The sequence below is a fragment of the Acinetobacter sp. VT 511 genome (assembly GCF_001077515.1).
In the GTDB taxonomy this organism is placed as follows: Bacteria; Pseudomonadota; Gammaproteobacteria; order Pseudomonadales; family Moraxellaceae; genus Acinetobacter; species Acinetobacter schindleri.
In genome coordinates this window covers 38,512-52,159 of record NZ_LFRE01000035.1, presented here as the reverse complement: position 1 = coordinate 52,159, position 13,648 = coordinate 38,512, and the positions used below count along the sequence as shown (strand labels likewise).

Annotated in this window: 13 protein-coding genes; 6 read left to right on the top strand and 7 right to left on the bottom strand. The window is 42.9% G+C overall.

Translation table 11 applies throughout. The annotated features are described in order from the left end of the window. Positions 1-25 precede the first annotated feature (25 nt). Positions 26-805, top strand: coding sequence for a hypothetical protein (locus tag ACS72_RS02130; protein ID WP_048881087.1), 780 nt, complete (start codon positions 26-28; stop codon positions 803-805). Between the two features lie 155 nt (positions 806-960). Next, the gene (locus tag ACS72_RS02125; RefSeq protein WP_048881086.1) at positions 961-1,608 is read left to right on the top strand and encodes a ParA family protein; all 648 of its coding nucleotides are present in this window, start codon (positions 961-963) and stop codon (positions 1,606-1,608) included. Positions 1,609-1,684: 76 nt separating this feature from the next. Here ACS72_RS02125 and ACS72_RS02120 read toward each other — a convergent pair whose 3' ends face one another. The 5 genes from ACS72_RS02120 to ACS72_RS02100 form a co-directional block, all read right to left on the bottom strand. Continuing rightward, positions 1,685-2,221: a DUF2058 domain-containing protein gene (locus ACS72_RS02120; protein ID WP_048881085.1), complete on the bottom strand. Its 537-nt coding sequence runs from the start codon at positions 2,219-2,221 to the stop codon at positions 1,685-1,687. Between the two features lie 16 nt (positions 2,222-2,237). After that, positions 2,238-2,912 (bottom strand): YoaK family protein, encoded by a 675-nt coding sequence (locus ACS72_RS02115; protein ID WP_048881084.1) that lies wholly within the window; start codon positions 2,910-2,912, stop codon positions 2,238-2,240. A 46-nt stretch (positions 2,913-2,958) separates the two neighbouring features. Further along, a complete protein-coding gene (gene sstT, locus ACS72_RS02110; protein WP_005222275.1) occupies positions 2,959-4,155 on the bottom strand; it encodes a serine/threonine transporter SstT in 1,197 nt (398 codons plus the stop codon). A gap of 310 nt (positions 4,156-4,465) precedes the next feature. After that, complete coding sequence (locus ACS72_RS02105) at positions 4,466-6,217, bottom strand: SulP family inorganic anion transporter (protein ID WP_048881083.1); 1,752 nt, start codon at positions 6,215-6,217, stop codon at positions 4,466-4,468. Positions 6,218-6,417: 200 nt separating this feature from the next. Next, positions 6,418-6,729, bottom strand: coding sequence for a metalloregulator ArsR/SmtB family transcription factor (locus tag ACS72_RS02100; protein WP_004809492.1), 312 nt, complete (start codon positions 6,727-6,729; stop codon positions 6,418-6,420). A gap of 283 nt (positions 6,730-7,012) precedes the next feature. Here ACS72_RS02100 and cysK point away from each other — a divergent pair, with 283 nt between their 5' ends. The 4 genes from cysK to ACS72_RS02080 all read left to right on the top strand — a co-directional run bounded on the left by cysK (position 7,013) and on the right by ACS72_RS02080 (position 11,503). Beyond that, positions 7,013-8,011, top strand: a complete 999-nt coding sequence (cysK, locus tag ACS72_RS02095; RefSeq protein WP_048881082.1) for a cysteine synthase A — start codon at positions 7,013-7,015, stop codon at positions 8,009-8,011. Positions 8,012-8,159: 148 nt separating this feature from the next. Next, entirely contained in the window at positions 8,160-10,844 is a 2,685-nt protein-coding gene (locus tag ACS72_RS02090) for a heavy metal translocating P-type ATPase (protein WP_008307367.1), read from the top strand. Between the two features lie 4 nt (positions 10,845-10,848). Continuing rightward, a complete protein-coding gene (cueR, locus tag ACS72_RS02085; protein ID WP_004809488.1) occupies positions 10,849-11,280 on the top strand; it encodes a Cu(I)-responsive transcriptional regulator in 432 nt (143 codons plus the stop codon). A gap of 28 nt (positions 11,281-11,308) precedes the next feature. Next, on the top strand, positions 11,309-11,503 hold the full coding sequence (locus ACS72_RS02080; RefSeq protein WP_004809486.1) for a heavy-metal-associated domain-containing protein: 195 nt from the start codon (positions 11,309-11,311) through the stop codon (positions 11,501-11,503). Positions 11,504-11,545: 42 nt separating this feature from the next. On the opposite strand, the gene ACS72_RS02075 is transcribed toward ACS72_RS02080, so the two are convergent. After that, positions 11,546-12,151 (bottom strand): TetR/AcrR family transcriptional regulator, encoded by a 606-nt coding sequence (locus ACS72_RS02075; RefSeq protein WP_048881081.1) that lies wholly within the window; start codon positions 12,149-12,151, stop codon positions 11,546-11,548. Positions 12,152-12,361: 210 nt separating this feature from the next. Then, positions 12,362-13,453: a putative zinc-binding metallopeptidase gene (locus ACS72_RS02070; protein ID WP_004809482.1), complete on the bottom strand. Its 1,092-nt coding sequence runs from the start codon at positions 13,451-13,453 to the stop codon at positions 12,362-12,364. Positions 13,454-13,648 lie beyond the last annotated feature (195 nt).

The following is a 13,648-nucleotide window of genomic DNA, read 5'->3' as shown; positions in this document are numbered from 1 at the left end:
CTACAAAAATACAAAGGGTAGAATTATGCAAAAACAGTTAGCAATTGTCGGTCTGGCCTTAGCGCTGAATGCCTGCGGTGATGGGAATGATGATATTTTTAGAGGTGTAGATGGTTCATCCTCAAGCCGCTTGACAGGTGTTTATCTCGGCAGTTTTGCAGATGAAAATCTGAGTCCGCGCTCTATTCTGGGTGTGATCGAGAAAAATAGTAATTTCTGGTTATTGTATTCACTGCCAGCAGATAATGGTTATACCGGTATTATGCGTGGGCAGTTTTCTTTATCGGGCAATCGCTTTAGTGCGACCAACATTCGCGACTATAATTTTGCCTTCAATCAAACTGCTAGTGTAACCCTGAATGGTCATTATACGGCGGAAAAGAACCTACAGGGAAACGTCAATAATACCAATAATCGGCCTTTTAACCTTATTTATAATACAGATTACAGTCGTGACAATACCAGTATATCCAGCCTGCAAGGACGCTATAGCGGTCGAACCACGACTTTAACCAATAATGTAATTACTACAGTCAATATAGACCGTAGCGGAGTGGTGACAGGAATTGTCGGCGATCAGGACAAGTGTGCATTTGCAGGAAGAGTGAGTTCGGAAAACAATGCGCCATATTTTAATATTCATCTGGTCTTAACAGGTTCTGCAAGTTCCGACTGTTTGAATGGTGCACAGCAAGTAGATGGGATATTGCTGAACCAGATTGATAGCCAGTCAATTTATATGATGGCCGAGAACAGCAATCAGCAGGATGCAATTCTGTTTATTGGACAGAAAACTCAAAATTGATCTTAGTCAGAAAGATTTTTAAACAAAGCATCTAAGGGTGCTTTTTTATGATCTAATTTAAATGAGTTTTGACTTTTCAAATTAAATCATTCATTTTAAAACCATAATTATTTTAAGTATTTAATAATATTTTTGATTAAAAATTTGGGGATAATATGACGATCTTTGTGGTGACCAGTCCGAAACGAGATTCAGGTAAAAGTACCTTGGCAATGAATCTGACAGAATATCTGCGTCTTCAAGCCAGAACACTCTATATAGATACCGATGACGACAAGCAGAATTTTGAATGGGTGGCTTTGCATCGTACAGGTTTTGGTTTTGAACATATTTCCTTAAAAGACCATCCAGATGAGTTAATGCGGCGTGTAGAACAGGTAAAAACTCAATATGATGATATCGTGATTGATATCGCCGGGCATGATAGTTATGCATTGCGCTCGGTGTTGATGCGAGCAGATAAGCTGATTATTCCTATGTCAGCAGAGGCTGAAGAGCAGGAGATGTATAGCCAGATGCTGCAACTGGCCATCAGTGTTGCACAGCTTAATACCCAGTTAAAAGTCTATGGAATACTGATGCGTGTACCTCAGCAGATCGAAATCTCGCAAATTGAAGCAAATCAAAATTTGCTCAAAGGCATTCCTGGTGCACATTTTTTGAATACTATTATTTATGAGGATGAAGCCTTTGATGATGCAAAGAATTTGGGCTGTAGCATTTGGGAACATTCACCAGCACAAGGGCAACGTTTTGATCAACTTATTCAGGAGCTAATGGCTGATACAGCACAACCAGTCTGATTGTCTACCTCGAATCATTATATTAATAGTGCTTAAAAAAAGCTCCCGAAAATAGGGAGCTTTTGGCTTTCATGGATTACCACATCAGGTCATCCGGAATCACATATGCTGCATATGGATCTTCTTCATCGGTGGTCTGTTCATTCTTTTCGGAATTATTCACAATGATAAAGCCTTCCATTTTGGCATTGATACGATCCGCCAGCGCTTTAGGCAGGAAAGCATAGCTTTCATTTTCGCGGGCGATCACCAAACTGCCTGCAACCAGGGCATTATAAATTTGCTGATTCAGATAGACTTTCTTGATTTTAGAATCATCAATAAATTGATAGGCAATCTCACCATCAGTATCGCGAATTTTATGCTGATTGATCATTTGCATAATGGCAGCTTTGAGTTCTTTTTCCTGCAGTGCCGCCTTTTTCTCTTGTTCAATGGCCTGATCTTTTGCCAGCTTTTCCTGTTTGGCCTGTTCAATTTTCGCCTTGATTTCAGCTTCAGTACTATCACCAGTGCGCTTTTCATGAACGGCCTGCTTTGACAATTTTTTTGCTTTCTTATTATCGACCAGACCTGCCTTTAACAATTGTGCCTGTAGTGCGTTTTTAACCATGAGTATTTCCAGAGAATTAATGCTGTAAGCGTCGATAACGTAAATAAATGATCCAGTAAATCAGGCTTAGACTAAGGCTGAGTGCTGCCGGGATCAGGAATGCGTTTAATTTTAAATAAGGATAAATACAGCTGGCAAGAACACCGCCAATTAAAAATCCGATCAGGATCAGTAAATGCAAGATAGTCCGTCGAGATTCGACTTCCAGTCCACGCAACTTATAGCCTAACGACAGCCCAAGATCGGTTAATACACCAGATAAATGCGTAGTGCGGATAATCGTTCCTTTATAGTGACTGACCATGGCATTTTGCACACCCATCGCCACACAGGCCCACAGCAAGCCATAATGAGGAAAATATGGTAGCAAGATCCAGCACAGGATAATAAAAAGAGCCACCAGACTGAGCGGATATCCATAACGGCGGCCTAGCTGAAAGTGGCTATTTCCCAAGATAAGACCGCTATACATTGAGCCAATGGCATAACACGCAGTAACCAGGCACAGATAGAGAATCTGTTCAGGCTGCCATTGCACCAGTGCCATGGCCAGCATACTGATATTGCCGGTCATATGGGAAACGGATTGGTGCAGGAGAGTAACCAGACCGAGTACATTAATCATGCCGGCATTTACGGCAAGAAAAAATGCACCCAGTTGAACCCAGATGGGTAAACGCTGTAATGGCATAAGAACTCAACATCTATTGGCAAAATATTGAATTATCAATATAAGATCAATTAGATGCGCGGTCTACAGCGGTAGTAAATAAAACGTCAGTTGATGAGTTGAGCGCAGTTTCAGTTGAATCCTGCAACACGCTAATCACCATACCGATTGCAACGACCTGCATTGCGATATCAGAAGAAATACCAAACAGGCCACATGCAACTGGAATCAGCAGCAATGAGCCGCCGGCAACACCAGAGGCACCACACGCAGAAACAGTTGCAACCACAGACAGAATAATCATGGTGGTTAAATCAACATGGATGCCTAACGTATTTACCGCTGCAAGCGACAACACGGTAATAGTCACAGATGCACCCGCCATATTGATGGCTGCACCTAGTGGAATGGCTACACTTGAAGTTGATTCAGACACACCTAAGCGTTTCGCCAGATCCAGATTTACCGGAATATTTGCAGCTGAGCTACGGGTAAAGAATGCAGTGATGCCACTTTCGCGCAAGCAGGTAAAGACTAGTGGATAAGGATTGGCACGTGTCACCAGTGCAACCAGTAATGGATTCACTACCAGTGCTACGAACGCCATCGTACCAAGCAATACTGCCAGCAAATGACCGTAGCTTTCTAAAGTTTCCAGACCCGCTTCGGCAAAAGTAACTGCTACCAGACCAAAAATACCGACAGGTGCAAAGCTAATTACCAGACGGATTACATGGTTAATGGCATTTGCTGCATCATTTAATACGGTTTTGGTGGTTTCAGATGCATGACGGAATGCAATGCCCAGTGCCACTGCCCAAGCCAGAATACCAATAAAGTTCGCTTCAGCAATTGCAACCACCGGGTTCGCAACAAAGCTGAGCAGCAGATTTTTCAGGATTTCACTTAAACTGCCTGGTGGCTGTAAGTCACCTTGTGCAGCGACGTCAAGGAACAGCGTACTTGGAAACATGATACTGGCAATTACAGCACTCACTGCGGCCAGGAACATGCCGATCGCATACATGTACATGATCGGGCGCATACGGGAGTTGCCTTGACCCACTTTAAAGTTAGCAATGGAAGCTAGAACTAAAATGAAAACGAGGACAGGAGCGACAGATTTAAGAGCTTTAATAAAAAGGTCGCCTAGCAAACTGAGGTAGGGCGCATATTCTGGAAAAACCAGCGCGACACCAATACCAAGTATAATGGCAATGATGATTCGGGAGACTAAACTCATACGCGAAAGGGCAGAGAACATAAGGTTGCCTTGTGTAAATTACGAGGGCTAAATGCGGAAAAAATTTGCGTTATTTTATACTTAAAATTCTATGTGCTTAAAATATATTTTTATTTTAAATATAAGTTTATGAAAATAAATAATAATTATAGAAAACCACCTATACTTTTTGTCTATAATTTAATCAAAATCAGGTTTTGGACAAAATTTTAAGATGAAAATGTATACCATATATTTATTATAGAAATGCTCTTAAAAAAGTGATCAATTTTGCTGATACTACGAGATGCCTTCAAAATTAATCACGTTGTTCCTGGAATAGTCAAACGAGTTAAATGGAATAATCTTTACTGTGATCATTAAACAGATCGGGGGAGAGATCCCGAATTGCGTGATAGTGCGTCAGATAAATCCGTCCACTGAGATGTTTAAGCAATTTGGATTCCTGTAAGCGATCCATGACTGGTCCTTTCACTTCAGCAAAGTGTAGACGAATATTGAGTTTGGACAGTTCTGTATTCAGATCTTCCAGCATTTCCAGAGCACTAAGGTCAATAGCACTGATACTGGAACAGTTCAAAATGACATGCTTAAGCTGGTCTTTATCACTGACCGCATTAATCAAAAAGCCCTTAAAAGCATTAGCATTCAGGAAGCTTAGATTTTCATCAATACGCAAGGAAAGCACCTGATCTGAGGTCAGCACCTGATGGCGCTGCACATTGCGGAAATGCTGGGTGCCTTCAATCAGGCCGACTACTGCAATATGCGGACGGGAAATACGCCACAGCATCAGCACGAAGGTGGAAATAATGCCAATGACCAGACCTGTCGAGATATCAATCAGCACCACACCAAAGAAAGTCACCCACATGGCAATCCCGTCTGCTTTGGAATAGCGCCAGGCGTTCATAAAGGGCTGGAAATCAACCAGTTTCCAGATCGATACAATGATCGTGGCGGCAAGAATCGCCAGTGGCAGGTCTTCAAAGAAACCGGTAAAAAACAGGCTGACTAAAATAATCAGCAGGGAAGACAGTACACCCGCCATTGGCGTTCTGGCACCAGCATCCGCGTTGACCACAGTACGTGACAAGCTACCAGTAACTGGAAAGGCAGAACTGACTCCGGCACTAATATTGGCAATACCCAGTGCAATCAGTTCCTGGTTACTGTTTAGCTGGCTACGTTGCTGTAATGCTGTTGCTTGCGCGATAGACAGCGATTCCACAAAACTGATCATCGCAATCATGGTCGCGCCTGGCAGCAAGGTGAGCACTAAATCCCAGTTCCAGTGTGGAAAACTTAAAGGTGGAAATCCGGAAGGAATTGCACCTACCGTTTTGATCCCTTGTGTTTGCAGATTTAGATACACCACAGCCAAAATACCTAAAGCGACTAGCATTAATGGTACAGCACGCACCAGAAAATCAGTCGATCCAATCCGGCTTTGTACAGACTGGGATTTCAGAATTTTTGGAAGATAGATCAGCAGGCCAATGGACAGCAGTCCAAAAACCAGACTTGGCCAGTGAATCAGATGGAGATATTCCAGCAGGCTAAACACAAATTGCTGAAGATTATTGGCTTGTAATGGCACATCGACCAGAAACTTAAACTGTCCAACCGCAATCAGCAGCGCAGAAGCAATAATAAAACTCTGAATCACCGGGTGACTAATCAGCTGAATCAAAAAACCAAAACGCATTAAGCCTAATAATAGGGAAATGATTCCGACCATCAGCGCCAATAAAGTTGCTGCTTCGATATAGACAGGTGAACCGACTTCAAATAAAGGATTTAGTGTGGCGAAGGTCATCATGGAAATGATGGCTACAGGACCAATCGACAAGGTACTGCTACTACCTAGCATCGCGTACAGAATCATAGGCAGGATACTGGCATATAGCCCCATGATCGGCGGCAATCCAGCCAGCATGGCATACGCCATACCTTGCGGCACCAGCATGGCAACCACAATTAACGAAGCCAGCACGTCGGACTTGAATTTAACCGGACTATAATGGCTTAACCATGACCAGGCCGGTAATAATTGCAGCAGTTTTGGCTTCGAATTGGACATATAAAAGTCTAAATCACAAATATAGATATATTATGCACATTTTCTGCTAAGAAATCATGGATAAAAGTGGAGCTTGATCAACCCTCATATAAAAAATGACCTGACCAGTTCTTAGCAATGATTCTGTCTCAAAGAGATGATCTACATATTGAAGATCATCTCCAGTGCCAAGAGGAATGTTTAGACTCTAGATAAAATGCTTAAGCTTTTGCACAGTACAGTTGATACAGCGTATTCAGGATGACCACCAGATTCTGATCTTTAATAGAATAGAAAATTTGCTTACCATCGCGGCGGGTACTGACCACATCACTTTTACGTAACATCATCAATTGCTGGGAAAGTGTAGGTTGCTGGATGTGGGTGAGATTTTCAATTTGGGAAACGTTGAGTTCCGCTTGGGAAAGATGACATAGGATGATGAGACGGTCAGTGTTTGCAAGAGATTTCAGGATGCCAACCACCTGATCAGCTGAATCACGCATGGTGGTGATTTCAAGATCGGTATTCATTCAGAATGTCCATAGAGATAAAATACAGCGCGAATGATTATAAAGGCCTGAATCATTAAACATTTGGTAAAAATCACTTATTTTTATGGCTTTTTGTGAATTTAAATATCAATAAAAATTATATATTTGACATTAAATAATCAGTTATTTTTATTGTATATTAATAACTTATATAATAGTTGATTTGCCATAATAGAGTGCAGATTCCACTTTCTTCTACAAAATCTGAAAATACTTGTATGATGATAGTGCACTTCAAACTAATAACATCAGGGATATACTAATGAGTACAGATGCAGCATTTCCTACGCCCAACAATCTGGGAATAGCGGTTTACAGTAACAATGCAGAAGCCATTGGCAATACACCTCTTGTGCGCATTAATCGTGCCATCACAGGTGGAGCAACTGTACTCGCGAAAGTTGAGAGCCGTAATCCGGCATTTTCGGTGAAATGCCGTATTGGTGCAGCGCTGATTGCAGATGCTGAAAAATCTGGCAAGTTAAAACCAGGCATGCACATTGTTGAACCAACCAGTGGAAATACCGGTATTGCACTGGCTTTCGTTGCTGCAGCAAAAGGCTATCCACTTACGCTGACTATGCCAGCCAGCATGAGTATCGAACGCCGTAAAGTGGTCAAAGCCTTTGGTGCCAACCTGATTCTGACTGAACCTGCGAAAGGTATGAAAGGTGCAGTAGATGAAGCGGTTCGTCTGGTGACTGAACACCCTGAAACATATTTCCTGCCACAACAGTTTGAAAACCCGGCTAACCCGAAAATTCATGAAGAAACGACTGGCCCAGAAATCTGGGAAGCGACTGGCGGTAATGTTGATATTCTGGTCGCTGGTGTAGGAACGGGTGGTACTATTTCTGGCATTTCACGCTATTTCGAAAAAGTCCGTAACAAACCAATTTATTCGGTTGCCGTTGAGCCAGCTGAGTCACCAATTATTGCTCAGGCGAAACGTGGTGAATCATTGACGCCTGGACCACATAAAATTCAGGGGATTGGTGCGAACTTTATTCCTGGTAACCTTGATCTTGATCTGGTAGATGAAGTCATTGCAATTGACAGTACTACGGCAGTGGAATGGGCACGTAAAACGGCATCGCAAGAAGGGATTCTGGTGGGTATATCAAGTGGTGCGGCGATGGCTGCGGCTGCACAACTTGCAGCACGTCCTGAAAATGCAGGTAAAAACATTGTGGTGATTTTGCCAGATGGTGGTGAACGTTACCTGTCATCGATATTATTTGAAGATATTTCTGCAGAATAATTTTCAGCAAGTATTTGGCAATACGTTAAAAGCCCGGGTTTATGATCCGGGCTTTTTTATTTTCACATAAAGACTTGACCTTCCAACTATGGGAAGGTTTAAGCTATAAGCTAGATTCAAACCATCAATAATATGAAGGAGATGTGCCATGCAGGAACTGTCGAATACTCAACTGTATCAAACGACTGTACAGATTGAAGGTATGACCTGTGCTTCTTGCGTGGCACGGGTAGAAAAGGCTTTAAAGAAAATTGAAGGCGTAGTTTCGGCTCATGTCAATCTGTCTACGGAAAAGGTATCGATTAGTGCCGATCATGTGATTCCCTGTGCGGAGATTATCCAGAAAATAGAGCGTGCTGGCTTTAAGGTGGAACAACAGAAATTCGAACTGGATATTGAAGGCATGAGCTGTGCCTCTTGTGCTGCCCGAATTGAAAAAGCCCTCAAAAAAATTCCAGAAGTGCTGGAAGCCAATGTGAATCTATCTACCGAAAAGGCTTATGTCACTGCAGTCAGTTCTTTACAGCAGCAGGCCTTGGTCAAAGCCATTCAGAAAGCCGGTTTTGATGTCAAAGCAGATCAGCTTGAACTAAACATTGAAGGGATGACTTGTGCATCCTGCGTCGCTCGGGTGGAAAAAGCACTCAATAAAGTTGAAGGTGTCACTGCGGCTAGTGTGAATCTGGCCACTGAAACGGTACAGGTTTTTGGTTCAAACCTGAATATTGCTAATCTGATCCAAGCAGTTAAAAAAGCCGGTTATGAGGCACAGCTAAAAACTGCAAAAGTGAATTTCACCGAACAGCAGAATTTCCAGCAGAAAAAAGCTGAAGAAACAGCTTCATTGTATCGTGATCTTTGGGTTGCCCTGGTGCTGGCATTACCAGTATTTATTCTGGAAATGGGATCACATCTGCTTCCGTCCTTCCATCATTTTGTTGCGCATAATATTGGTACGCAGAACAGCTGGTATATCCAGTTTGTACTGACCACTTTGGTATTATTGTTTCCGGGGCGGCGTTTCTACCAGCATGGGATTCCAGCCTTATTGCGACTGGCACCTGACATGAACTCGCTGGTAACGGTAGGTACAGCGGCAGCATATCTGTTTTCTGTTATCGCAACATTCTTCCCATTTTTATTGCCGCAAGCCACCGTACATGTCTATTTTGAAGCGGCAGCGGTCATTATTGCCTTGATCCTGTTAGGTCGCTACCTAGAAGCACGTGCCAAAGGTAAAACCTCACAGGCGATTCAATATCTGATTGGCCTGCAGCCTAAAACCGCACGTGTCTTACAGGATGGACAATGGTTGGACCTGCCCATTTCCGAAGTCCAGCAGGATATGATCATCGAAATTCGCCCGGGTGAAAAAGTCGCAGTAGATGGTGTAGTGACTTCCGGTCATAGCTATGTCGATGAAGCGATGGTGACGGGTGAACCGGTGCCTATAGCCAAAAATATTGATGATAAAGTTGTTGGCGGCACTATTAACCAGAATGGAATCCTACAAATCCGTGCGACCGCCGTGGGTGAAGATTCAGTACTAGCGCAGATCATTAAAATGGTCGAGCAGGCGCAAGGTGCCAAACTGCCGATTCAGGCAGCTGTAGATAAAGTTACCTTATGGTTTGTGCCTGCGGTAATGGGTCTGGCTTTATTGACCTTTATGGTCTGGTTCCTGCTTGGTCCTGAGCCACAATTGAGTTATGCACTGGTTAATGCTGTGGCAGTTCTGATTATTGCTTGTCCATGTGCCATGGGCCTGGCAACACCGACCTCGATTATGGTCGGTACCGGTCGTGCGGCAGAAATGGGGGTACTGTTCCGTAAAGGCGAAGCTCTACAGTTATTGCAGCAAACTAAAGTTGTAGCAGTCGATAAAACCGGAACACTGACGGAAGGAAAACCTGTCATGACTGATTTTCAGGTGCTAGAAGGTTTTAATGAACAGCAGGTTTTACAACTGATCGCCTCGGTAGAAGCCAAGTCTGAACATCCGATTGCCTATGCGATTGTGCAGGCAGCAAAAGAGCAGCAGATCGAATTAATCGAAGTAAGTGAATTTGATTCGATTACTGGTGCCGGGATCAAAGCACAGATCAATAATCAGGATATCCAGATTGGTGCTGAACGATTGATGCAACAGCTGGGTTTAAATACCGAGTACTTTGCTGGAATAGCCTCTAAATTGGGACAAGAAGGCAAAACACCGCTGTATGCAGCGCTCGATGGAAAACTGGCAGCCATTATTGCTGTAGCTGATCCGATTAAAGATACCAGCTTTAAAGCCATTGAAGAATTGCATCGTCAAGGTCTAAAAGTCGCAATGATTACGGGTGATAATCCACATACGGCGAATGCGGTAGCACAACAACTCAAGATTGATCATGTAATTGCTGAAGTCTTACCTCATGAAAAAGTTGATGCCGTAAAAATGCTGCAAAAAGAGCATGGCATTGTAACCTTTGTGGGTGATGGTATTAACGATGCACCGGCACTCGCGCAGTCAGATGTCGGCATGGCGATTGGTACGGGGACTGATGTTGCAATTGAAGCAGCAGATGTAGTGCTGATGTCCGATAATATGCAGCATGTCGCCACCGGCATTGGCATCAGTCAGGCCACCATCAAGAATATTCGACAGAACCTGTTCTGGGCCTTCGTCTATAATATTGCATTGATCCCAATTGCTGCGGGTATCCTGTATCCATTCTTTGGCATCCTGCTTTCGCCAATGTTTGCCGCAGGTGCAATGGCTTTGTCATCAGTATTTGTTGTTAGCAATGCCTTGCGTTTAAAGCTATATCAGCCACTATCAGCACAGGAGTAAATCAGTGAATATTGGACAAGCCGCCAAACGATCCGGTATCTCGGCCAAAATGATTCGCTATTATGAAGAGATTGGTCTGTTACCTGCGCCGAAACGCAGTGAAAGTGGCTATCGTGACTATAGCGATGCTGATATCCGTATGCTCGGTTTTATCCAGCATGCACGCGAGCTGGGATTTTCCTCGGAACAGATGAAAGAGTTGTTAGGGCTATGGCAGAATGAAGTGCGGCAGAGCAGTGAAGTCAAACAGCTGGCACAAAAACATATCACTATACTGGAACAGAAAATTCAGGATATGCAGGCCATGGTCAAAATTTTGAAGCAATCAGTCGCGCGTTGTGCTGGTGATGAGCGTGCAGATTGTGCAATTTTAAAAGATATCGAGCAGGGACTGGATACAAATCCACCCTCCAGCCATCACTCAACTTCAAGTTAGAATAAATTATTCCTAAGGAGATAAGCGCATGAAATTTCGTATTGAAAATATGACCTGTGGCGGTTGTGCACGTAGTGTTACTGCGACCATCAAGGATCTGGATGAACATGCACGTGTTGAAATTGACGTAGAGCAAAAGCTGGTTGAAGTAGAAACTGGCGTACATCAGGATGAAATCGTTGCCGCACTGACTGAAGACGGTTTTCCACCTGTAGCAGTATAAGTAGCGCTACGAAAGCAGGCCTGACCTGTGTGTCAGGCTTTTTTATATAGAGGTATTGTTGGGTGCAATCATCAAGGCTTGATTGACATAGAGTTCAATCAATCGTTCACGAGAACCGACAGCTTTTTGATAGCTGGTTGAATTCAGTAACAGGGAAGCGCCATAGGTCACTGTCCAGATAAAAGACAGATAATCCCGGATCGACATGCTACTGTTATTGGCATCCAGATATTCACGAGTAAGGTCACGGATACTCAGAATCCGTTCTTCACGGACCTGATACAGTTCCTGAAACAGCTCTTTCAGGCCTTTTTCAGTATTGGTCAGGCGCTCCTCAATCATATGCAGCAAAATGGTTCGATTGGAATTGTGCAAATGATAAAGCATATATTCCGATACATAAGTCCGGAAGTCAGTATTAAAACGTTTGGAAATCTCTAGAAGACGTTGTTCATTTAAAATAATCAGTTCCAGATATAACTGGTTTTTGCTTTTAAAATGCTTGTAAATGGTCCCCTTGGCAATATCCATTTCACTGGCAAGCTCATTCAGGGTAATGTCTTCGTTATTATCCAGAAGCAGGTTCTCGGCCATGCTCAGAATTTTTTCTTTACGCAGAAGAAAGTTCTGTTGTCTTACACTACTCATCTTATCTTTACTAACGTGTCGAAAAAGAACAATAACAGCCTAATTATTTTCAGATTAAATGAATATCAAACTATGGTCGTGCATGGTAATAAAATTGTCTGATAATTGATCATTTACTGGCCAAATTCATGAAAATAACCAGGATCTGGTGGCTAAACAGCAATTTAGAAGATAATTCTCATTGTTTTAGAACGTGACGGGGCAGCGATTTTAGCCGGGTAATTTTGACTCAGCTTCTTTAAATGCTTTGTCCAGTACATGACTATGAATAAAGCGCAGCTTGTTTTTCACCACTTCGGTAAGCGTAAACGGATAGGCATCTTCCAGTCCCATGCTACGATTCAGGGCATTCAGGTTAAACGTTAAAGTGATCCAGTTATCCAGAATGTGTTCAATGTCTTTGCCGCCAATCGGGCATTCATTAAAGGACATGCTGGCCAAGGTTTTACCATTTCCATCAACACGCAGACCACCATAAAAAGCGGTTTCCAGAGTGTCCATAATATGCAGATAATGCGCCCAGGTTTCAGCCCAATCTTCCCATGGGTGTGCCGTCGCATAGGTGCTGATATATTTTTCTTGCCAATTTTCTGGCGCACCTTCTTCATAATGGCGCTGCAGCGCAGTAGCATAATTCTGACGTTCATCACCAAAATAAAATCTAAATTCTTCAATTAGTTCTGGATGAAGATGCTGCATGATACTGAAATAAAAATGCCCACTTTCATGGCGGAAGTGACCCAAAAGAGTGCGATAATTTTCACCCATATCAATACGCGTGGTTTCCCGATACACCACATCTGCTTCAATGGCATTCATAGTGATCAGACCATTGGCATGCCCGGTTAACACTGGCTTACCATCCATAGGCAATAAAAAGTGAAAACGCAAACCAAATACATCATCATCTGTACGTTTTGGACGCGGCATCATATTCATGCGCTGGGTAAGATATAAAAAGCGCCGTTTGGCCTCTTCAAGTCGCCGCCAGTAGGTAATAACGTCGGGATCATCCAGATTGGGAATGATATGGGTCAGCTGACAGGACTCGCAGTAGTCCTCATCGCAATCGCCCGGAATCATCCAGTTACAGACCTGATAATGGGTATAGTTATAGCAAGGCTTATAGTGCGTGGCACGATATTCTGATTTCAGCGGAATCCACTCATCTTCACTGATTTTTTCAAAAGTGCACATGTCCTTTTCCGATGCGATATAACCAATCGGAGATTTGCAGTGATGGCATTCAGTAGAATAAAAAAAGATCTGATGCTCACATTTGGGACATTCAAAATATTTCATTTTCACTCCGTGAAAAGCGTGGAACCGCTAAGCCCGAGTAGTTTTACTTAAATCCAGTTGCTAGCATATCATTTAAATAAAATTAAATAATTCAGCTATTTAAATCAAACCAACTAAACTATTAACTCAGCTGGCTGCTCTTATATTTTAGCCGCAGTTGAAGATAGGTGAAATGTCATTCGTAATTTTTATGTA

What these genes read in the sequence shown, in the direction of transcription:
- ACS72_RS02130 (WP_048881087.1), top strand. Translation starts at nt 26, where the DNA reads ATGCAAAAACAGTTAGCAATTGTCGGTCTGGCCTTAGCGCTGAATGCC.
- ACS72_RS02125 (WP_048881086.1), top strand. Translation starts at nt 961, where the DNA reads ATGACGATCTTTGTGGTGACCAGTCCGAAACGAGATTCAGGTAAAAGT.
- ACS72_RS02120 (WP_048881085.1), bottom strand. Translation starts at nt 2,221, where the DNA reads ATGGTTAAAAACGCACTACAGGCACAATTGTTAAAGGCAGGTCTGGTC.
- ACS72_RS02115 (WP_048881084.1), bottom strand. Translation starts at nt 2,912, where the DNA reads ATGCCATTACAGCGTTTACCCATCTGGGTTCAACTGGGTGCATTTTTT.
- sstT (WP_005222275.1), bottom strand. Translation starts at nt 4,155, where the DNA reads ATGTTCTCTGCCCTTTCGCGTATGAGTTTAGTCTCCCGAATCATCATT.
- ACS72_RS02105 (WP_048881083.1), bottom strand. Translation starts at nt 6,217, where the DNA reads ATGTCCAATTCGAAGCCAAAACTGCTGCAATTATTACCGGCCTGGTCA.
- ACS72_RS02100 (WP_004809492.1), bottom strand. Translation starts at nt 6,729, where the DNA reads ATGAATACCGATCTTGAAATCACCACCATGCGTGATTCAGCTGATCAG.
- cysK (WP_048881082.1), top strand. Translation starts at nt 7,013, where the DNA reads ATGAGTACAGATGCAGCATTTCCTACGCCCAACAATCTGGGAATAGCG.
- ACS72_RS02090 (WP_008307367.1), top strand. Translation starts at nt 8,160, where the DNA reads ATGCAGGAACTGTCGAATACTCAACTGTATCAAACGACTGTACAGATT.
- ACS72_RS02080 (WP_004809486.1), top strand. Translation starts at nt 11,309, where the DNA reads ATGAAATTTCGTATTGAAAATATGACCTGTGGCGGTTGTGCACGTAGT.
- ACS72_RS02075 (WP_048881081.1), bottom strand. Translation starts at nt 12,151, where the DNA reads ATGAGTAGTGTAAGACAACAGAACTTTCTTCTGCGTAAAGAAAAAATT.
- ACS72_RS02070 (WP_004809482.1), bottom strand. Translation starts at nt 13,453, where the DNA reads ATGAAATATTTTGAATGTCCCAAATGTGAGCATCAGATCTTTTTTTAT.